This is a genomic window from Natronolimnohabitans innermongolicus JCM 12255 (genome assembly GCF_000337215.1).
In the GTDB taxonomy this organism is placed as follows: Archaea; Halobacteriota; Halobacteria; order Halobacteriales; family Natrialbaceae; genus Natronolimnohabitans; species Natronolimnohabitans innermongolicus.
On sequence record NZ_AOHZ01000086.1, the window covers coordinates 75,063 to 96,333 of the forward strand.

A 21,271-nucleotide genomic window follows, 5' to 3' on the forward strand; every position below is an offset into this window, starting at 1 on the left:
GGTACCCCCTCCGATAAGAATATATGTGGCGACACGAAAGACAGCGTATGTTCGTTCGCAGGAGAGACAGCCGTCTGAACGCGCCGACGCTCGAGCCACGCGCCGCGAAACGGCGCGACGGCCACAGCGGTACCGCCGCCGAAACGACGTCCGACGACGGGATTTCAGCACGGAGAGGGCAATGCTCGCACTAGACGACATCACCGTTCTGAGCCTCGAGAGCGGCGTCAGTGCGCCCCTTTGTACACGGATGCTGGGCGATTTCGGTGCGGAGGTGATCAAGGTCGAACGACCCGGCGTCGGCGACGTGAACCGCCACTGGGATTCGGCCGTCTACGGGGATTCGTCGGCTCACGTCTGGGTCGACCGGAACAAGTTGAGCATCGAACTCGACCTGAAGTCCGACGAGGGGTCAACCATTTTCTCCGAGCTCGCCGCCGAAGCGGACGTCGTCGTCCAGAACTACGCCCCGGGCGTCGTCGAGCGACTCGGCGTCGATTACGAGCGCGTCTCGCAACTCAACGAGGACGTGATCTACCTGAACATCTCCGGGTACGGACGAACCGGGCCGTACAGCGATCGGAAAGCGTACGACCTCGTCATGCAGGGTGAGACCGGTTCGATCCTGATGAACGGGTCGCCCGACGAGCCGGCAAAAATCCCGATCAGCATCTGTGATATCAACGCCGCGACCTACGGGACGATCGCCACGCTGCTCTCGCTGTTCCACCGCGAGCGGACCGGCAACGGCGACGAAATCGACGTGACGATGTTCGGCGGGATGCTCTCCTGGATGGGGTATTTCCCACACAAGTACTGGCACAACGACGAGCTTCCCGAGCGGATCGGGATGCGCCACCACCTGATCACGCCGTACGGTCCCTACGAAACCGCCGACGGCCAGTATATCAACTTCGCCATCCTGAGCGAGGCCCACTGGAAGGAGTTCTGCGTCGAAATCATCGATCGTCCTGGCCTCCTCACGGACGACCGCTTCGAGACGAACGAGGACAGGGTCGCCAACCGAGACGCGCTCGAATCCACTATCGAGTCGATCATCGAGAGCGAACCCTGCGACCACTGGGTGGACCTGCTTACCGAGAGCACTATCCCGTGGGGCGACGTCAACCAGCTCGACGAGGTGCTCGATCACCCGCAGACGGATCACCTCGACCTCGTCCAGGAGTTCGAGACGGAGGATGGCCCCGTCCAGTACATCGACAATCCGATCTCGTTCGACGGCCTCGAGACGACTGCCGACCGAATGCCCGACCTCGGGGAACACACCGACGACGTCCTCGAGGCGATCGGCTACACCGACGACGAGATCGACGAACTCCGCGAAAACGGCGTCGTCTAACTCGTTCAAACGATCGTGACGCGAAATAGAAGCCCGTGTCGTCGCCCGTGCTGTAGCCTTCTCACGTGTACTGACGAAATCCGTTTCAACACTATTGCGACGGTTCCGTTGCCTCGCCCGGCTTATCCGCGGATGTAACCGCCGTTGACGCTGAGCACCTGTGCGGTGATCCAGTCGGCGGCGTCGCTCGCGAGGAACGCGACCGCGTCGGCGATGTCCTGGGGCTGACCGAGGCGGTCCAGCGCGTAGGACTCGAGAACCTTGTCCCCGTACTCCGCGAGCCAGTCCTCGGTCGCGGGCGTCTCGGTCGTCCCCGGCGAGACGACGTTCATTCGGATCCCGTGTTCGCCGACTTCCTTCGCGACGTTCATCGTGAACGCGACGTTGGCGGCTTTCGCGCCGCCGTATACGGGCAGGGCCGGATCGTTCCCCTTGTACGAATCGCTGGCGTAGTTGATTATACAGCCGCTTTCCTGCTCGACCATGTGCGAGAGCGCGGCGTGCGTACAGTTCATCGTCCCAAAGTAGGTCACGCCGACCGAGTGGTCCCAGTCCTCGGGGGTGGACTCGAGGAACGAGGAGGTTCGCGTACTCAGCCCCGCGTTGTTGACGAGCACGTCGATCGAGCCGAACTCGTCGACGGTCGCGTCGATCATCTCGGCGGCCGCTTCGTACGACGAGACGTCCGTCTGGATCGCAAGCGCCCGCGTCCCGTACTCCTCCTCGATGGTCGCCGCCGTCTCTTCGGCCGCCTCGAGATCGACGTCGGCGATGGTCACGTTTGCGCCCTGTGCGGCGAACGTCTCACAAACTGCCCGGCCGATTCCGCTCGCGCCGCCGGTGACGGCGACGCTCTCGTCTGTGAAGTCGAACTTCTCGGCAAGTGGTGTTTCGGTCACGTACAGCACTTTACCGGCATCTCATATAATACTACTGTGCAGCAGCGATCGACGTCGCGAGCGACGGGCCGACTCGAGCGGCGATCGCGTTCCGCACTGCGGAAGCCGTATCGCCGTCGCCGAAGCGAGTCCAGGACCAATCTTCCGACCCGTCCGGTAGTCACGTCGGTCTCCGTTCGAACCGTTCTCGTACGGTTTCACGAAGTGTGCCCGTTCCGACCCGACCGTCGAAGTCGCTCGATGCGGGTCCAATTTTGTTCCGCATAGGAGAACGGAGAACAGCGCTCGAAAAGCGTCGTCGTCGCTGCTCCAGCGAGCGGACGAATTGCGGTGTCGGCTTCCGCACCCTGGGATCTATCGGAGAAGTCGAGCGAAACGATACGCTCGGTATAGCGTCTGCAATCACTCTGAATCGAAATCGGCTCGATCTACAGTACCGGTCCTGATCCGTCTCCGCCGGTACGACTGCCGGCGACGGTTCGCGGCGATCGTCCTCGAGCGAAACGCGTCGAGCGGTTCGAACGAACGGAACCCGGCCACGTATCGTGCTTGCGCCGGTCGGGCCGCCGTTTCGACCGGAGAGGACGCCAGTAGCAACAGCGACTACGAACGTCTGCAGGATCGGAATTGAGGTCTGCGAACGGGAAGTTTTGGCACCACGGCCGCTTTCAGTCGAACGTAGAGCGTCGCCCGACGAGATGCTCGGACGGAACTTGTGAGGCGACTGTTTTCCTAATCGTGTTCCTCATGTTCGAATACGGATCAAAAAACGTCACTAACGGAGTGTCACGCCCGCTCGTTCACGCCCAAGAGACACGAGTACCGTGGTCGATGAATCGAACCTGATTTCATTACTGACGTATGGCTGTAAAAACTGGCAACCCGGTCAGCGGTTTCACGCGATTGACTCGACAATTACTCGTCTTCCGTTCACCGACGGGTTTCACTCGCACGTCTGCGACCGTCGAACGCCGATCTAAAACTCTCGTTCCCGCTATATCGTCCGAAACGACGCAGTATCGCACAACAACCCCTTCCGTCGTCCCAATGCCTGCCGTGACTGATGTTCCGAAGATGGCACTATGATGTACAGGTTCCACGGGTCAGGGATGTGAAAAAAGTCGACATCAAAGTCTGAAGGAACAGTTCTGAGAAAACTACCGACTTCCTATCATAAACTACCGGAGAAAAGCGATTTCAGGGTAGCGTCGCCACTACCGACCGAGCAAGCCCAGAGGAAACATGGGGTTAGTCGGGAGGGTCGAGACCGTAGCTCTTCTTGGCGAACGTCAGGAACGAGTTCGCCGAGATCGCCGGTCCGTCGCTGACCTCACCGTCCAGTTCGAGCTGCACGAGGATGTCCACGAGTCGCCAGCAGTTGTACAGCACACAGGCGAACGCGAAGTTGAAGTACCGGAACCGGTGGTCCGGCGACTGGGTCTCCGCGAGGAAGGTCTTCAGTTTCTTGAACCCGTTTTCGATGCCCCAGCGACGCTTGTATCGGGACATCAGCCGCCCGATCTGGTGTTTCATCTCCCGTTCGTCCTCGGGTTCGACGTCCACCCACGGGAGGTTCGTCTCGAAGGGGACCGTCGGCGCTTCGACCCGCGCCGGCTCGTCGATCTCCTCTTCCTCCCGGACCTCATCGAGAAGATTGCCGAGTGGCGAGTCGGCGTCGCGGTCCTTCGACAGCGGTGTCGTATTACCCACGTCGGAGAACTCATCGAGCAACTCCTGACGGATAGTCACCTCCGGGCCGTCGCCATCCTCTTCTTCGCGTCCCCACTCGCGCTTCGGGAGGTAGACAGCCTTCCGCGTCGGACCATCGTCCAGCCGTTCCTGCTTGACGACGTCGAAATCCTTGTCCTCACTGGCGAGCTTGGCGATCTGGTGTTCGTGGTCGCTGCTGGACCGGACGACGGCAGGGTTCAGGTAGTAAACGTCATGCTTCTCGCAGGCGTCTTTGACGCCGTCATTGGCGAACTCCCGATCCATCATCACGAGGTCCAGTCCCGGCGCGACGTCGGTTGCACCTTCGAGGAGGTCGTCCACGAGGTCAGCTCGCTTACGGCCACGTTCGACTGGGATCGCATCGAGGATCAGCGGTACATCATGGCCGACGAGTTTGATGACTGCCCACTGGAAGAACGGTCCATCATCACCCTTGTACCCGAGAATCCACGGCTCTTGGTTCCGACCGCTACTGTTGCGGGTAACCTCGCCGCTCCACGGATTGCCTTTCGTAATGTCGATAGCAGCCATCTGCTTGCGCCCCATCTGATCTCTCGATTTTGCGCGTGCAACGAGCGTTCGAGCGCTCTCTCGAAGCATCGTTCGCGTGCGATCGATACCAAGCCGCTTCGTCTGGAGTCGGTGCGAGTCCCCCGACGGCGTCCGATCTCGGGTCGTGTCCTCCGCGAACGACTGTGCGCCGTCATTCGGATGCATGTCGGTTCGCATCCCGAGGTAAGACTGCTGTTCCCAGAACGCGCCTTCAGGAATTGAGGAGTTGTCGCCGCGATCAAGGTAAAAGCAGTCTTCGACGATCGGCTTCGCGCCCTTCCAGACCTCACGGGCTTTCTCCCGCGCGAGCGTGTCTTTGCTCTTCGATTTCGTGACCGTATCGGTTGGCTGGTTTGGCAGGAACTCCGGCTCCGGTGCAGGAATGTCGTGGTAGCGAGCGATGTCCACGACGACCTCGGCGGCGTCCCGAACAGCCTCCTGTACCTCAACGAGGCGGTCCTCCCATGCTCGCCAGAGTGTTGACTGGTCCGGGATGTCTTCGAATCCTAGCTGCGTACAGAGGAACGGCTGCTGCTTGAGGTACTTCCAGAGCTTCGTTTCGTTCTTCCAGCCTTTCACACACCGAAGAACGTGCGCCCGGAAGACAGCTTCCCACGGCTTTGGGTCCCCCTGTTTGTGGTCGTAGGTGTCGTAGAAGCGGAGGTAGCACGTAGGCACCTCTGTAACGAGATCTTCCAGTGAGACAGAGCGGTCGTGCCGGATCTGTTGCTGGTACGGGTAACTACTGAGAGCCCCGTCAACCATCTCCCGAAAAGTCATGTCGAAGGACCGCGCTTCGACAACCTCGCCGGTGTCTGCGCCGTAGAGGCCTTCTACTTTGTAGTCTTTCGGTGTGGATTCGTAGCCCGCGCTGTCGAGACGCCTCGCCGGACCGAGGCGCTCCCACCGTGACCCCGTTGGGGCCTGTCCCACGCGTGCTGTCACTACTCAGAAATCATGTGCCTTCCTATATAAATATCAAGAACACGTAGACAACCATCCTCTATGTCAGTTGTCGTGAATACAGTTTCTTTATTCACGAGATAGCTGAAACAGCTGTTCAGCACAGTGGTTATTGACTGTGCAACACTCCCCGGTAAATTCCAGATAGAGTGTTAAGTACGTTCACAACGGATACATCATTTGCACCGGTTGTTGGCCCGTTGAAGACAGTTTCAGTTACATCAGTGCCTGCAATAGGAATTATTGAACAGGGTTAGGCAGGCCTCAGCCTACCTCTAGAAGCAATGATAATAATAGCGATAATCACAAGCAAAATAATAACTATTATATCACTTCCGGTACTACCTCTTTCAGGACCTCCTAAATCTTCAACAGCATTTGCCACATCACTTTGATAACTTCGAAGATCATCAACTAGATCATCTACACTTTCAGTAGGATTTGGTGGATCTCCAACAGGAATTCTAGTACAATTTTGTGCTGAATCACCAAGCCATATCGCATTAATATTTTCTTCTATTCCGACCCACAATGAATAGGTGCTAATTGTATCATATCCAGTTAAAGTAAGTTCTTCTTCTGAAATTGATGCACTGGCAGAAACTAGTGGCGGTGTCTGTCCACCGATGCAGTCGCGCCGACCGCCAAAGACTAAATCTTGAGCGCTCACGCAGTATCTGTGCCGGGCAGTTGGAACACAAATACTGAAAGGAATACTCCTTGGAAAAGGAACACTGATTGGCATTATTCATCATCCTCCGTGATTATTTTTGCGTTTTCCAGTGTCTTTTCTACATCAACTACATTTTCTTCTGTCACTTTGTGATCTAACACTCTGTAAGATCGTGGGATTTGTCTCTCATATTCAGACAACCCTTGCTGATATTTAATATAATTTCCCTGTTGCCATTCTGGGGCATAGACTCCACCACTTGAGTTGGACGTTATTTGATATACTACAGATGGTTTATCCGTATCCGTTTTTACATCTTCTGCAACATACAATTCAATTCCTTTATCAAATGCTGCAGATACAAAGGCAGCTCTACTCTGTGAAGGGTGAAAATTAATGTGCTCTCCGATGTATTCTAACTTCGAATCTGTAGAATGTTTAATGTACTCCTTGGAAGATTCTTTTGCAGTTGCTGCACCAGAGAGCACTTTGATTGCACCAATTGATCCAACGGTTTGTAGTACTCTTCTTCTTTTTGAACTGACTTTCATATCTTCTGTCATGCATTCTGCTAATTCTAATTCACTTGTATTAAATCTTTACATTTAAGATCAATGTCGATTGTGTAGTGGTAGGAACCTCTCTTGGAGTCTCGGTCGTTATTAGTGTATCTTCTGAGCGTTGTCGATCAACCGTTCCAGCAACGGTGACGGAGAGTAGCCGAGGTATTCCCCGGTTTCGTAAAGGTTGACGTGGGCGTGCGACCGGAAGGTCGCTGCAAAGCGTTTTGATGGAAACACGAGTTCATCATCTGCCTGTTCAGTGACCGGATCTAACAGATCACTGTTGACCAGCAGTGACAGCAACGCCGCATACAGCAGAATTTCGACGACGTGTTCTTGCTCGTAATAAAATTGTCTAACGAATATTGCGTCTTGAGTTCGCGGAATAACAACTCAACTTCACATCTGCCGTGGTAGATTGTCGTTAGATCTGCCGGTAAGAACCTTTTTTATGAAGGTTCGTGACACATAGGTGTATGTAATCATCGGCGTCCTTGTTGCGGACGCCGACGACACGGAACACCACGTCGTGGATCTTTTCACCCTTCAAGGGAATGGCGTCGGAGTAGTCTGCGAAAGCGTTGACCTCTTTTGAAGCGTATCCCTCAATGATCAACTGGCAACGTGGTTTGCTGATGGAACATCTGTCTGAGAAGGAACTCGATCAAGCAATTGAGGCGGCCCAGAAGACGACCGATACCCGTCTCGTCCGGCGGCTGTGTTTTATAAACGTTCTCAGGATGTTTGGCTTTGTATCATCACGTTTCGAATCATTCATTAACTGATTCTGGAGCTACAAATAAGATTACTGAAACCGCACCAAATACAATCATGGCTAACATTGAATTATTAAACAAATAATAAAATATTCCAGTGGCAAATACACCAATCCCCATAATCCAGTATAGGTATTTTGATTTCACCCTTCTTAGAGGGAATAAAATAGCGATTAATATTATAGCGATGTAGACTGGTAGAGGATTCAATGAATCAACCAGTAGTGATGCTAAAATAACTAATAAAATCAATCCTATTGATCTTGCAGCATCGTAGACATATATATCTAAGTCGCTCATGGCTATACTTACTGAATACTTTTTACCGTATTATTCTTCCGATCCGATCTATGCATCATAATGTTTTGGTCGTGTTACGAAGTCGTCCAAGGTTTGATCCCTTTTAAAATTGTCTACGCCCGCATTTGGTGAGCCAACGAACATCAGCAGTGTGATGACTGTTTTGACGGCACTAACTGAGTTGTCGCAGACATCATCCGGAATCCCTCTCTGGCCAGCGATCGGTTCGTAATTACAGTAGTTCCGCCACCCAAAGAAACACGCCATCATTGCATAGCCGTCCGGATAAATGATGTCCGTCTCGACGTACTCCCAGCCGCTTCGCCCCGGTATTCAATACCCATTTGCAGCGTGGCCCCCCTATCGTTGTTGTTCATATTCTAACCCGAATCAGATTGTATTTTGTGACTTGTTAGTTCTGAAACAGCCGATACTGTACTGTTGCCCCGTAGCTTGCACGCCAGCGTGAACATCTATTGTAACTGGTAGAAAGTCCAGCAGTAAGTGCGCACGTCTACTGATTCCAACTGATTCAGCGCGGTTTGAATGGAACAAACGAAGTCAGGTTTGTTGCTTGCGGAAACTGATCACTCATAATTCTGACAAATGAGGTTATTCACTCGTAACCAGAGGTACGCGAGATCGCTCAGTTCGGAAAGTGGTCACCCTCGGACCTGTGCATTATTCCCTATCTTCGCAACACCAGGCCGTGAGATTCTATATAGCAGTATAGAATTTACCAACTCCGGAGGTCCGTGTATGGCGCGCTCAGACAGTCGATATCGCCAGAATCACGGTCAAATCAGAACACACTTGATTAGCACAATAATCAAGCGTGGTTTTATGGGGATCGACGCCCTCTCCGAATCACGAACGATGAATTTCAGCGCGACGCAACTGCTCGAGGGTGAGCACGCGTGAATGCCGAACCGACGCCGGTCGACGAACCGCTCGAGGCGTTCCTCCGTTCGAAGTCCAAAGGGGGGACGGAGAGCGGCAACTACCGCCGAAACCTCGAGCGCTGTGTCGAGGACTTCCTCGAGTGGCTCGAGACAGATTCTCGATCGGGGGCGACCTTCGACGCGATCGACGAGCGAACGTTTCGCCGATACGCCCGCGAACTCGCGTCGCGAGACCTCGCGCCGGGGACGATTCGGACCTACTACGCGCAGGTGAGCGCCTATATCGGCTGGTGCGTTCGCGAGGGGCTCCTCGAGGCGAACTACGCTCAGCGAAACGTCGCGAAGGAACCGCTTCCGGAGAACGACGGCCGCCGATCGGGTGATCAGCAGGCCTGGACCGACGAACACCGCCGCCAGATCACGCGGTACGTCGACGAGCGCGCTCACGACGCGGCCGACGAGGAGGGGCTCGGTGCGATTCGGGAGTTTCGCGATCGGGCGCTCGTCTACGTCCTCTGCTATTCGGGCGTTCGCGGCGGCGAGATCTTCGCGGATCCGAAAGACGACCGCCGAAACGGACTCCGATGGGGTGACGTCTCGCTCGAGGACCGGCGAATGACGGTGCTGGCGAAGAAACAGGACTGGTCCGATCGATCGCTAACGAAACAGGCTGTAAATCCCATGTCGCGATATAAAAGAACACTCGACCCCGCGGATCCGGAGTGGCCGGTGTTTCCGACGTTTCACCTCCCGACGCTCTACGACACACTTCGAACTGGGCTCCGTGACGAACGGGAGTGGTCGTCCGCCGACGTCGAGTCGTTCGTCGACGAACTCACGGGTCACCGCGAGGTGTTCGCCGCGCTTCGAGAGCACGAGCTGGTACCGTCGTCGATCAACACCGACGGCGCACGCCGAATCATGCGACGACTCTGCGAGGGGGCCGAGATCGAACTGCACGACAGACACGGTTACCTCGCTCCGCACGGGGGCCGTCGCGGCGCCGGTGAGGTGATGGTTCGGCGACGCGGGTTTACCGCCGCGGCTCGACTGCTGGACAACAGCGAGGAGGTCGTTCGGCAGTCGTACTCCCACATCGAAGCGAAGGAGATGGCCAGCGACGCCGGCGACGCCTTCGACGAACACGACCGACCCTGACCATCCTCGATGCGATCGAATTCGTGCCGCTGGCGTCGCTATCTCGGGCGAACAGTCGGTCTGTGAACGCGTTTGATCGGTAGGTGGCCGAGATGGTCGCCCGGCGCCATCAGTACTTACATCAGTACAAACGTAATGGTTCGATTACCGCATCGATCCACCCGTCGATTCGTCGGCCTCTTGCTGTCGAAACGTGGCGCTCGATGGGGATTTCGAGTGACGGTAATCGCGTTTTGGGGTGAGGGCGGATCGAAACGAGGAGTGTAAGTCGAAACGACCGCTCGAGGTGATTTACAAAAGTACCCCAGTAAATGACTTGCCCCGCTATCCGTCGGTGCTCGCTCGATACGTTTCGACGATGACGAAAACGTCTATACCCGGAAAGTAGCCGATTCACCGCCGTAACGTCCCGTACGCGCGTTTGATCCATTGAACGCCCCCGGACATTGTTTCGGCCTACTCGAAAACTCCGTTCTAGCGCCGCTACCTGCTGTTTCGACCGACACGAGAGAACCGACTGGTCTGAACCTCGTCTCGATGGACGGGCCGCAAGCGAATAGCGTGAGCGGATACCGCCGTAGCGGCCTCATTCTCTCACACGTCCCGTCCGGCCATTTCGAATCGCCCGTTGTCTGTAGGCCGTTGGTATCACTGCACACTCCTGTCGAAATCTGCGATTTAGCGCGCACTGCTGACTGAAATCAGCCTGCGTTGCGGACACGGGAACAGAAACTGGAGGTGATTACCGCTACCCGTTCGATCTAGTCCTCGGAACCCTTTCCGAGATAACCGAAAACTTTCTATGGCTGCCGAGCGGTGGGTAGGAACATGACGGAACGATCGAACCAATCCGTTCGACGGGCCTTCAAACTCGTCGACGAACTCGCGGAGAACGGTCCGAGGGGGGTCTCGGAGCTGGCGGATCAGCTCGACATGCCGGTGAGTACCGTCCACGACTACCTCCAGGCGCTCATCGCGACGGGATACGTCACGAAGGACGAATCGGCGTACAAGACGACGACGCGATTTTTGGAGGTCGGTCACCGTCAGTGCCACCGGCTCGAGGTGTTCAAAGCGGTCCGTGACGAACTCGAGACGGTCGCCGAGGAGACGGGCGAACACGCGACGCTGCTGATCGAAGAGGACGATCAGGCTGTGATCGTCGCCGTCCAGGAGGGACCCGACGCGATCAATCTGTTCGCCTACCCGGGCGCGCGGATGCCGTTGCACGCGACGGCGCCTGGAAAGGCGATGCTCGCACACATGCCGACGGAACGCGTCACCGACATCATCGATCGACACGGCCTGGTCGAAGTGACCCCGCAAACCGTCACCGACCCCGACGTGCTGTTCGATCAACTCGAGGACGTCCGCAGTCAGGGGTACGCGATCGATGTCGGGGAGCGCATCGCTGGGATGGTCTGTATCGCGGCGCCGATTCTCGACAAGAACGACCGGATTCGGGGAGCGATCTGCGTCTGCGGTCCGCGGAGCCGACTCGACGAGGACCGACGGTCCGAAATCGCGGACGTCGCACAGCGAGCGGCGAACGTGACGCAGGTGAATCTGGACTACGTCTGAGATCGACCGGTCGTCTCCGGCCGCTGTCGTTATTCGTCCGCGACCGGAGCGAGCGCTTCGATCGTCCCCTCGGCCAGGTTGTCGGCCGCCTGTTCGGGAATCGTCAACAGCGGCCGATCGACCGGCGTCTCGGCGACGAGGTCGCGGAGTCGCTGGCGTGCGGTATCGGGGGTTCCCGCGACGCCGAGGTCGTCGACCATCTCGTCGCTGACGAGGCCGGCGGCTTCGCCGCGGTCGCCGTTTCGCCAGGCGTCGGCGACGCGCTCGGCGCGGTCGGGAAACGCCGTCGCGATCGCGTTCCGGTAGCCGTCCGCGCTGCCGGCGTAGTAGGCGATGTGACCGCGCACGGCGTCGTAGGCCGCTGTCTCGTCCTCGCTCACCGCCGCTGGGACGTACGGGGCGATCGTGATCTCGTCGGGATCGCGCCCCGCCTCGCGCGCCGTCTCCTCGATGTTCTCGAAGGCGTCCTCGAGCCCGGAGAAGGGGATGTTGTGGGGCATCCAGCCGTCGCAGAGGCGGCCGACGACGCGACGGTTCGCCGGCCCGAGCGCCGCGTGATAGATCGGGACGTTCCGGTCGACCGGCGGCACGCCGTCGACGGAGAGCAGTTCGCCGTCGTAGTCGACGGGTTCGTCGCCGGTCAGAATCTGCTGCATCACTTCGATGGTCTCGTGAGCGCGGCGAACGGGTCGTTCGAACGCCATTCCGTGGATGTTTTCGACGGCGGTCGGCGTGCTCGTGCCGACACCGACGGACGCGCGCCCGTCGGAGATCCGATCGAGCGTCGCCGCGGTCATCGCGAGGACCGCGGGCGTGCGCGAGAAGACGTTCACGATCGCGGTTCCGATCTCGACGTCGTCCGTTCGGGCGGCGATCTCCGAGAGCTTGACAACTGAGCTCGTTCCCCAGAGTTCGCCCATCCAGACGGAGTCGTATCCCCGTGTTTCCGCTTCGATCGCGAGGTCGGTCGGGTCGTGCTCGCCGGTGCGCGGGATTACTAGGCCGAGGTGCATACCTCCCGTTCGACGGTTGGTTTGATAAATCATTCCAAGAGACGTGTGACCCGGAACCACGGGGCCGGCCGCTACGTCCCTCGACGGGGCCCTACCGGCCGACGAAATCGGGGTCCTCGCCGCCGAGGAACGCCTCGAGTCCGCGTTCGTAGTCCTCCGTTCGGGCCGCCTCGGCGATGGAGTCGGCCTCCGCGGAGAGCTGCGACTCGAGGGAGCGTTCGTAGCTGTCGGTCAGCAATCGAGTGGCCGTTCCGAGCGCCTGCGTCGGTCCGGAGGCGAGGTCGCTCGCGAGCGACTGGAGGCGCTCGTCGAACTCGTCGGCGGGCGCGACTTCGGTCGCGAGCCCGAGTTCGACGGCCTCCTCGGGGCCGATCGGCTCGTCCGTGAGGACGATCTCCTTCGCGGTTCGCAGGCCGACGAGTCGCGGCAAGAAGAACGTGGCTCCGCCGTCGCCCGTCAGGCCGATCCCCGGGTACGCGAACTTCAGCGTCGCGTCCTCCCCGAGCACGACGAGGTCCGGCAGCAGGGCGAGGCTGAAGCCGATCCCGGCGGCGATCCCGTTGACCCCGCCGATCACCGGCGTCTCCGTGCGGTGGAACGCGACGATCGCTTCGTGGGCGCGCCCGGCCAGCGTGCGAAGCGTCGCCGCGTCGGACGCGTCGCCCTCGAGCTGAGAGAGGTCGGCTCCGGCGCCGAAGAAGTCGCCGTCGTGGGTCAGGACGATGCACCTGACCGACTCGTCGGCCCCGAGCGCGGACGCGACCGCGATCAGTTCGTCGGCCATCTCGAGGGTCAGCGCGTTTCGACCGGCGGTGCTTGCGAGCGTTACCGTCGCGACGCCGTCGTCGCGCTCGACGGTGAGATTCTCGTAGTCCGGCATGTCGATCGGCGGTTCGGTGCGCCGGGAGTTAACTGTTTTCGACCGCGACCGGACGCCTGCCGTCCGTCGGTTCCGGCGCATCCGTGCTCTGCACCCCGTCTGCGGACGCACCGACGACTCGGTGCGACGAGTCGTCTCAGTCGATCGCGTCGGTCAGGTCCATCGGCTCGGCGCGGAACAGCCGCGGATCCATCTCGGCGACGTCCTCCGCGACGATCGGGTCGCACTCGAGGCGGTCGAGCACGTCCGCCTCGCGGTCGACGCCCGGGGCGACTTCGACGAGTGTGAGCCCCTCCTCGCGGAGTTCGAAGACGGCGCGTTCGGTGACGTAGACGACGGACTGGTCGATCTCGCGCGCGTACTCTCCACTGAAGGTGACCTGCTCGACGGCGTCGAGGAACTTCGGCTGGTCGCCCTCGCGTTCGATCGAGAGCTCGCCGTCGCCCGCGTCGATCTCGAGTCCGCCCGCCGTGAGCGTACCACAGAAGACGACCTGGTCCGCGTTCTGCGTGATGTTGATGAACCCGCCACAGCCGGGCAGCTGGGAGCCGAAGCGACTGACGTTGATGTTACCCTCGGCGTCGACCTGGGCCATTCCCAGGAAGCCGTAGTCGAGCCCGCCGCCGTCGTAGAAATCGAACTGCTGGGTCGAACTGACCAGCGCCTCGTGGCCGCTCGCCGTTCCGAAGCTGATCCCGCCGGAGGCCGATCCCCCGATCGGCCCGGACTCGACGGTCTGGGTGATCTCGTCGGCGATGCCACCCGCGGCGGCGACCTCGGGGATGCGTTCGGGGACGCCGACGCCGAGGTTGATCACGGAGTCGGCGGCGAGCTCCATCGCGGCGCGGCGAGCGATGATCGTGCGCTCGTCGAGGTCGTCGACCGAGGCGTCGCCACCGTCGGCTGCGTCTCCCGTTGGCGGACGGATTTCGCCGCTGTAGGCCGGGTTGTACGACTCGGCGTAGGTCTGTGGGTGGTGGGAGGCAGGCGCCTCGACGACCGCGTCGACGAGTACGCCCGGGATGGCCACGTCCGCGGGGTCGAGCGTCCCCGTCTCGGTGACCCGCTCGACTTGAACGATGACGGTCCCGCCGGAGTTGTGAGCCGCCTGGGCCATCGCCAGCACGTTCGACTCGAGGGCCTCCCGTTCCATCGTCACGTTACCGTTCTCGTCGGCGGTCGTCCCGCGGAGGATCGCGACGTCGATCGGCACCGACTCGTAGAAGAGGTACTCCTCGCCGTCGATCATGACGAGGTTGACGAGGTCCTCGTCCGTGACGTCGTTCGCCTTCCCGCCGTCCTGTCGCGGATCGACGAACGTGCCCAGCCCGACGTGGGTGAGTGTGCCGGGTTTACCCGCCGCGGTGTCGCGGAGGAGGTGATCCATCGCGCCGAAGGGAAAGTTGTACGCCTCGACGTCGTTCGCGACGATTCGCTCCATCAGGTCCGGCGTGAAACCCCAGTGGCTGGCGATGGTGCGCTCGATCATTCCGTCCTGGACCAGATGTGAGATCCCCCGACCCTGACGGTCACCCTCGGCCGCGGGGTGATAGAGCGTGAGGTCGCCGGGCGAGCCGGTTTCGGCGTAGCGTTCGCCCAGTCCCTCGAGTACGTATTCCGGAATGCCGACGGCGACGAATCCGCCGACGCCGACGGTGTCCCCGTCCTCGATCCGTTCGATTGCCGCGTCTCTGGGCTGCAAGACTGACATGCGTCTGAGGCTGGGGACGACTCCCATTTCTACCTGTCCATTCCCGGAGGATCGCACACTTTAGTATCCCGCTCGCGAATGCGTCAGTATGGAGCTTACCAGCGAACAGGAACTCATTCGAGACACGATCCGCGACTTCGTCGAGAACGAAGTCGGCGAGAACGTCCGCGAACTCGACGAGGAACAGACGTTCCCGGAGGACGTCTGGGACGGACTCGCGGAGCTGGACTTCACGGGGATGACCGTGCCGGAGGAGTACGGCGGGCTCGACGTTGACGAGGTGACCTACAGCTTGATCAACGAGGAACTGGCCTACGGCCACCTCGCGGTCGCGACGGCGCTGTCGGTCCACTGTCTCGCGACCTCGTGTATCCGACAGTTCGGCTCCGACGCCCACAAAGAACGGTGGCTGCCGGAGATGGTCGACGGCCGCCCCGTCGGCGCGTTCGCCCTCTCGGAACCCGACGCGGGATCGAACCCAGCTCAGATGAGTACGGAGGCCCGGACGGACGGCGACGAGTACGTCATCAACGGGAAGAAACAGTGGATCACCAACGGCGAACGCGCCGGCGTCGTCATCCTCTTCGCCAAGACCGACGCCGACGACCCCGACACCGTCACGCAGTTTCTGGTCCCCAAGGACGTTGACGGACTCGAGGTCGGGAAGAAAGAGGACAAGCTCGGGCTCCGGGCGAGCGACACGACGACGCTCATCTTCGACGACGTCCGCATTCCGGCCGAGAACCGCCTGACGGAGGTCGGCGCCGGGCTCAAGGCCGCCTTCTCGATCCTGACCGGCGGGCGGATCGCGATCGCGAGCCAGGCCGTCGGCGTCGCGCAGGCGGCGCTGGACGCGGCCGTCGCGTACGCCAACGAGCGCGAACAGTTCGGCCAGCCGATCGTCGAACACCAGGCGATCGGCCAGAAGCTCGCTGACATGCAGACCGACGTCCAGGCGTCGCGACTGCTCACCCGCGACGCGGCCCGGAAGAACGATGACGGCGTCGATCCGATGTCGGCGGCCATGGCGAAGTACTTCGCGAGCGAGACGGCCGTCGACGTCGCCAACGAGGCCGTCCAGGTCCACGGCGGCTACGGCTACACGAAGGACTTCGACGTCGAGCGCTACTACCGGGACGCCAAGATCACGACGATCTACGAGGGGACCTCCGAGATCCAGAAGAAGATCATCGCGCGACACCTGACGGAGTAACTTCCTCGCCCCTCGAGTTCCGATCGTCCCTCGAAATCGATCCGCACCCATCTCGAGTCGCCCGTCTCTGCGACCGTTACGTCCCCCCTCGTCCCTCGAGTTCCGATCGTCCGTCGGGACGATCCGAAACCGGCAGCGACGAGCGCCGCGACGGGTCGCCGCTTGCCCGCCTACTCGTACTCGTAGAACCCTTCGCCGGTCTTCTTGCCGAGGTCGCCGGCCTCGACTTTGCGTTTGAGGAGGTACGCCGGTTTGTAGCGGTCGCCCAGCTCTTCGTGGAGCGTCTCGGTGGCGTGCAGGCAGACGTCGAGACCGATGTGATCGGCGAGCGTCAGCGGTCCCATCGGGACGTTCGTCCCGAGTTCCATGCCGGCGTCGATGTCCTCTTTCGTGGCGACGCCCTCGTCGTAGGCCCGAATCCCCTCGTTGATCCACGGCATCAGAATGCGGTTGGTGACGAATCCGGGCTTGTCGTCGGACTCCCAGGTCGTCTTCTCGAGATCTTCGGCCACTTCGTGGGCCAGATCGACGATCCCGTTGGTTGTCTTCTCGCCGACGACGACCTCGACACCCTCCATCACGGGCACGGGATTCATGAAGTGAAGGCCGACCACGCGCTCGGGGTGCTCGAGGGCCGACGCGATCGAGGTGATCGAGAGCGTGCTCGTGTTCGTCGCGAGCACCGCGTCATCGTCGCAGACGCCCTCGAGGTCCGCGAAGATGTCCTGTTTCACCGCGAGGTTCTCGAGCGCCGCTTCGACGACGAGGTCGCAGTCCGCGAGGTCCTCGAGCGACGTCGTCCCCTCGATTCGGCTGCGGATCGTCTCGGGGTCCGCCGGAAGCGCGTCGCGGTCCTCGAGCCGCGAGAGACTGTCGTCGATGGTCTCGAAGCCGTTCTCGACGAACTCGCTCTCGATGTCCCGCATCACGACGTCGTAGCCGTGGGTGGCGGCGACCTGTGCGATACCACTGCCCATCGTTCCGGCGCCAACGACGCCGATACGATCGATTGTCTCGACAACCATCGTGCGATGGTCGTCCAACGGCGACCATAAGTGTAGCGACTCCGTCGACCGTCGACCGCCGTCGCCGGTCGGACGAGGACGATACACATATGCCGACGGCCGCGAAAGGTCGACGTGGTAGCAAATGTCGAAGGCATTCATCGCCGGAGCAGGGACGACTGCGTTCGGATCGTTCCCCGATCGGACGGGACGAGAACTGTTCGCCGAGGCCGGCCGCGTCGCCCTCGACGACGCCGGGCTCTCGCCCGACGCCGTCGACGAGGTGTACTACGGTAACTTCGTCGGGACGCTGGCGGAGAACCAGGGTCACCAGGGCCCGCTCGCCGCCGAGGCGCTCGGCACCACCGCCCCGTCGCGACGGATCGAAAGCGCCTGCGCCTCGAGCGGGTTGGCCGTGCGAGACGCCGTTCGGGCCGTTCGCAGCGGCGAGGCCGACCTCGTCGTCGCCGGCGGAATGGAACGGATGAGCAACATGGGTACCGCCGGCGCGACCGACGGGCTGGCCCGCGCGGCGGACGACCTGTTCGAGATCAGGGCCGGCGTCACCTTCCCCGCGGCCTACGCGCTGATGGCGCGGGCGTACTTCGAGACCTTCGGCGGCGACCGCGAGGACCTCGCGGCGATCGCCGTCAAGAACCACGACAACGCCCTCGCCAACGATCACGCGCACCTCCAGGAGTCGATCGCGGTCGAGGACGTCCTCGAGGCGCCGGCGATCGCGGCCCCGCTCGGGCTGTACGACGCCTGTCCGATCAGCGACGGCGCGGCCGCGGTCGTGCTGGCGTCGCCGGCGTACGCCGCCGAACACGACCTCGACGCTGGCGTCGCCGTCACCGGCTCCGGCCACGGCGGCGACACGATGGCGCTGCAAGACCGCGACTCGCTGGCGACGACGCCGGCGACCCGCGAGGCGGCGGTGACGGCCTACGACGAGGCGGGAATCGATCCCGACGACGTCGATCTGGCCGAGGTCCACGACTGCTTTACGATCGCCGAGGTGCTCGCGCTCGAGGGGCTCGGACTCTACGGCTACGGGGAAGCGATCGGCGCGGCGGCACGCGGCGACACGCGACGGGACGGCTCGCTGCCGGTCAATCTCTCGGGCGGCCTGAAGGCCAAGGGGCACCCGGTCGGCGCGACCGGTGCGGCCCAGATCGCGGCCGTCAGTTCGCTGCTCGAGGGTACCCATCCACGTTCGGACGCGCTCGAGGACGCGACCGTCGGCGTGGCACACAACGCCGGCGGCACCGTCGCCAGTGCGACCGTTCACGTGCTGGAGGTGGTCGCATGAGCGAACACAGTGACGCGAGCGACGGCGAGTACGACGAGTTCCTCGACGCGCTCGCGGACGGCCGCGGCTACTACTACGCGTGCTCGAACGGACACGAGACGGTGCCACCTCGACAGGTTTGCCCGCACTGCGGCGATCGCGACCTCGAGCGCGAACCGTTGCCCGAGACTGGCGAGATCGTCACCCACACGACGGTCACCGTCCCGTCGCCGCGGTTTGCGGACGAGGCGCCGTACGTCACCGCCGTCGCGTCGGTCGGCCCCGTCAGGCTCACCGGAATTGTCCGCGGGATCGAACCGGACGACGTCGCCGTCGGGCGGGACGTCACCGTGACCGTCGAGTCGACCGAGGCGGCCGACGATCGCACCATCGTCTTCCGTCCGTAGCATGCCACACGAAACGCCCATCACCGTCGACTGGGGCGATACCGACGCTGGCGGGCTCATCTACTACCCGCGGTTCTTCCACTTCGTCATCGTGGGGCTCAACGACTACTTCGCGCCGGCGACCGACGGCGAGCACCCGATGGAATCGTACCGTAGGGAGGGGTACGTGCTGCCGGCCGTCGACGCATCGGCGTCGTTTCACTCGCCGCTGCGGGCCGGCGACGAGGCCGTGATCGAGACGACCGTCGTCGACAGCGGCTCCGCGTCGTTGACCGTCGCGTTCGCCGTCGCTCGCGCCGAGACCGGCGACCCCGTCGCCGACGGCGAGGTGTCGTTCGTCTTCGTCGACGACTCGTTCGACGCAACGCCGCTCCCCGAAGAGCTCCGCGAGTGCATTCGCGAACGGGGAGACGACTGATTCGGATTGCTGTCCCGATGTCCCGGCGCAACCGCGACCCGAGCGGCGGTTACACCGGAACTGACGGACAGTAAACCGTCTGAGACGGCCCTCCCTCCGCTTCTGTCTTCGATTCGCTCCGTTCACGACCGTCAGTTCCGGCCAACCGCAGGACGGGGTGGCGGGCCGGTAGAACGGTGTGATACGTCGGACGGTACGACACAGAGACGGTGTTCGGACGAACGCGAACCGTCCCGGCAAGCGACGCGAGAGCCAACGGTCTCCCAGTACGGGCGTGAATACGGAGAAGAAACGGGGACGAGGACGAGAACAAGAACGAGTACGTCGGTCGCCCCGAGGGTCGACTCGAGACGGGGTACCGAATTTCGTGCCGAACGGTCGACCTAGGCGTGTTTCTCCTGTTCTTGCTGGCGGAGTTCGACGCGGCGGATCTTGCCGCTCGAGGTCTTCGGAAGTTCGTCGACGAACTCGATGCGCCGTGGGTACTTGTACGGCGCCGTCTCCTCTTTCATGTACTCCTGGAGTTCGTTCTTGAGGTCCTCGCTTCCCTCGTAGCCGTCGTTGAGGATGACGTAGGTCTTGACGACGCTGCCGCGTTCGTCGTGGGGGCTGTCGACCGCGGCGGCCTCGGCGACCGCGTCGTGGCTGACGAGCGCGTCCTCGACCTCGAAGGGGCCGATGCGGTAGCCCGAGGAGATGATGACGTCGTCGGCCCGCCCCTCGAAGAAGAAGTAGCCGTCTTCGTCGCGCGTGGCGAGGTCGCCGGTACGGTAGTAGTCGCCCGAGAGCTTCTCCTCGTCGAGTTCGGGTTTCTCGTAGTAGCCGTCGAAGATCGCGGGCGAGTCGACCGGGACGGCGATTTCGCCGATCTCGCCGGTCTCGACCTCTTCTTCCGCGTCCAGTTCGATTATCGTCGCGCCGACGCCGGGGGTCGGTTTACCCATGCCGCCGGGCTTGACGTCGATTCCCGGGTAGTTGGTCACGAGCGCGACCGTCTCGGTCTGGCCGTACCCGTCACGCGGGGTGACGCCCCAGGCCGACTCGATGCGTTCCATCGGCTCCCGGTTGAGCGGTTCGCCGGCCGAGAGGGTGTCGTTGAGCTGGACGTCGTAGGAGTCGAGGTCGGCGTTGGCGAACATCCGGTACTGCGTGGGCACGGCACAGAGCTTGGTGACGCCTTCGTCCTCGAGAATCTCGAGGAACGTCTCGACCTCGAACTCGCCGTCGTAGATCAGCTGGGTCGCGCCGGTGGTCAGGCCGACGCCGACGGGGCTCCAGAACCACTTCGCCCAGCCGGTGCCGGTCGTCGCCCACAGCAGCTCCTCCTCGAGGTCGGTCTCCTCGTCGATACCCCACCAGTACGGCGCGTTGATCCGGTTGAAACAGTACTGCCAGCGGTGCTTGTGGAGCACGGGCTTTGGCTGGCCGGTCGTTCCGCTGGTGTAGTTGATCGACATCGGATCGTCGGCGCCGAGGTCGGGCCCCTCGTAGTCGGTCGACTGGCCGTCGACGACCGACTCGAACGTCGACCACCGTTCGCCGTCGACGTCGTCGCTTCCCTCGAGGACGATTACGCGCTCGAGCGGGGTGTCCTCGAGCACCGGCTCGACCATGTCGGTGAGGGTCTCGTGGACGACGATCGTGGTCGCCTCGCAGTCGTTGGCGCGGAACTCGATGTCCTTCGCCCGGAGCATCGACGAACAGGGGACGAGCAGCGCGCCGACCGAGAGGGCGCCCAGCTGAATCGCGAACGCGTCGGGATGGCGCGGGAAGAGGTGCATTACCCGGTCGCCTTTCCCGACGCCGAGTTCCTCGAGTCCGTTCGCGAACCGGCTCATGTCGTCGCGGAGGTCGGCGTCTGTCTCTTATACACATC

Annotated in this window: 16 protein-coding genes and 2 pseudogenes; 7 read left to right on the plus strand and 11 right to left on the minus strand. The window is 61.4% G+C overall.

Going from position 1 to position 21,271, the window contains the following annotated elements; genetic code table 11:
* The first annotated feature begins 181 nt into the window (after positions 1-181).
* A complete protein-coding gene (locus C493_RS18795) occupies positions 182-1,360 on the plus strand; it encodes a CaiB/BaiF CoA transferase family protein (RefSeq protein ID WP_007261076.1) in 1,179 nt (392 codons plus the stop codon).
* A gap of 122 nt (positions 1,361-1,482) precedes the next feature.
* Here the strand turns inward: C493_RS18795 and C493_RS18800 are convergent, their stop codons facing one another.
* The 6 genes and pseudogenes from C493_RS18800 to C493_RS22845 form a co-directional block, all read right to left on the minus strand.
* The gene (locus tag C493_RS18800; protein WP_049889498.1) at positions 1,483-2,259 is read right to left on the minus strand and encodes an SDR family NAD(P)-dependent oxidoreductase; all 777 of its coding nucleotides are present in this window, start codon (positions 2,257-2,259) and stop codon (positions 1,483-1,485) included.
* 1,248 nt (positions 2,260-3,507) lie between these two features.
* On the minus strand, positions 3,508-5,322 hold the full coding sequence (locus C493_RS18805) for a transposase (RefSeq protein ID WP_007261078.1): 1,815 nt from the start codon (positions 5,320-5,322) through the stop codon (positions 3,508-3,510).
* Positions 5,323-5,758: 436 nt separating this feature from the next.
* Positions 5,759-6,250, minus strand: coding sequence for a hypothetical protein (locus C493_RS22835; protein WP_152421209.1), 492 nt, complete (start codon positions 6,248-6,250; stop codon positions 5,759-5,761).
* Complete coding sequence (locus tag C493_RS22840; protein ID WP_152421210.1) at positions 6,250-6,741, minus strand: hypothetical protein; 492 nt, start codon at positions 6,739-6,741, stop codon at positions 6,250-6,252. Before C493_RS22840 ends, C493_RS22835 begins: the two co-directional genes overlap by 1 nt.
* A gap of 99 nt (positions 6,742-6,840) precedes the next feature.
* Positions 6,841-7,300, minus strand: a pseudogene (locus C493_RS22330) (transposase); the annotation flags it as partial.
* A gap of 211 nt (positions 7,301-7,511) precedes the next feature.
* A complete protein-coding gene (locus C493_RS22845) occupies positions 7,512-7,817 on the minus strand; it encodes a hypothetical protein (protein WP_152421211.1) in 306 nt (101 codons plus the stop codon).
* 917 nt (positions 7,818-8,734) lie between these two features.
* Here C493_RS22845 and C493_RS18815 point away from each other — a divergent pair.
* A complete protein-coding gene (locus C493_RS18815) occupies positions 8,735-9,877 on the plus strand; it encodes a tyrosine-type recombinase/integrase (protein ID WP_007261080.1) in 1,143 nt (380 codons plus the stop codon).
* An 828-nt stretch (positions 9,878-10,705) separates the two neighbouring features.
* Complete coding sequence (locus tag C493_RS18820; RefSeq protein ID WP_007261081.1) at positions 10,706-11,458, plus strand: IclR family transcriptional regulator; 753 nt, start codon at positions 10,706-10,708, stop codon at positions 11,456-11,458.
* Positions 11,459-11,487: 29 nt separating this feature from the next.
* Here C493_RS18820 and C493_RS18825 read toward each other — a convergent pair whose 3' ends face one another.
* From C493_RS18825 to C493_RS18835, 3 genes are all read right to left on the minus strand, one after another.
* Positions 11,488-12,471 carry an LLM class flavin-dependent oxidoreductase gene (locus C493_RS18825; protein ID WP_007261082.1) on the minus strand — a complete coding sequence of 328 codons (984 nt, stop codon included), beginning with the start codon at positions 12,469-12,471 and terminating at the stop codon, positions 11,488-11,490.
* Between the two features lie 91 nt (positions 12,472-12,562).
* Positions 12,563-13,351, minus strand: a complete 789-nt coding sequence (locus tag C493_RS18830) for an enoyl-CoA hydratase/isomerase family protein (RefSeq protein ID WP_007261083.1) — start codon at positions 13,349-13,351, stop codon at positions 12,563-12,565.
* A gap of 136 nt (positions 13,352-13,487) precedes the next feature.
* Positions 13,488-15,062, minus strand: a complete 1,575-nt coding sequence (locus tag C493_RS18835) for an acyl CoA:acetate/3-ketoacid CoA transferase (RefSeq protein WP_007261084.1) — start codon at positions 15,060-15,062, stop codon at positions 13,488-13,490.
* Positions 15,063-15,150: 88 nt separating this feature from the next.
* Between C493_RS18835 and C493_RS18840 the strand changes: the two genes are divergently transcribed.
* Positions 15,151-16,275, plus strand: a complete 1,125-nt coding sequence (locus C493_RS18840; protein ID WP_007261085.1) for an acyl-CoA dehydrogenase family protein — start codon at positions 15,151-15,153, stop codon at positions 16,273-16,275.
* Positions 16,276-16,445: 170 nt separating this feature from the next.
* Here the strand turns inward: C493_RS18840 and C493_RS18845 are convergent, their stop codons facing one another.
* Entirely contained in the window at positions 16,446-17,300 is an 855-nt protein-coding gene (locus C493_RS18845) for a 3-hydroxyacyl-CoA dehydrogenase family protein (RefSeq protein ID WP_007261086.1), read from the minus strand.
* Positions 17,301-17,424: 124 nt separating this feature from the next.
* Between C493_RS18845 and C493_RS18850 the strand changes: the two genes are divergently transcribed.
* Genes C493_RS18850 through C493_RS18860 form a run of 3 tightly spaced genes read left to right on the plus strand, consistent with a single transcriptional unit; the run spans position 17,425 to position 19,395 of the window.
* Positions 17,425-18,591: a thiolase C-terminal domain-containing protein gene (locus tag C493_RS18850; protein WP_007261087.1), complete on the plus strand. Its 1,167-nt coding sequence runs from the start codon at positions 17,425-17,427 to the stop codon at positions 18,589-18,591.
* Positions 18,588-18,977 carry a Zn-ribbon domain-containing OB-fold protein gene (locus tag C493_RS18855; protein ID WP_007261088.1) on the plus strand — a complete coding sequence of 130 codons (390 nt, stop codon included), beginning with the start codon at positions 18,588-18,590 and terminating at the stop codon, positions 18,975-18,977. Before C493_RS18850 ends, C493_RS18855 begins: the two co-directional genes overlap by 4 nt.
* Before the next feature lies 1 nt (position 18,978).
* On the plus strand, positions 18,979-19,395 hold the full coding sequence (locus tag C493_RS18860) for an acyl-CoA thioesterase (protein WP_007261089.1): 417 nt from the start codon (positions 18,979-18,981) through the stop codon (positions 19,393-19,395).
* A gap of 383 nt (positions 19,396-19,778) precedes the next feature.
* Here C493_RS18860 and C493_RS18865 read toward each other — a convergent pair.
* Positions 19,779-21,257 (minus strand): annotated as a pseudogene (locus C493_RS18865) (acyl-CoA synthetase); the annotation flags it as partial.
* Positions 21,258-21,271 lie beyond the last annotated feature (14 nt).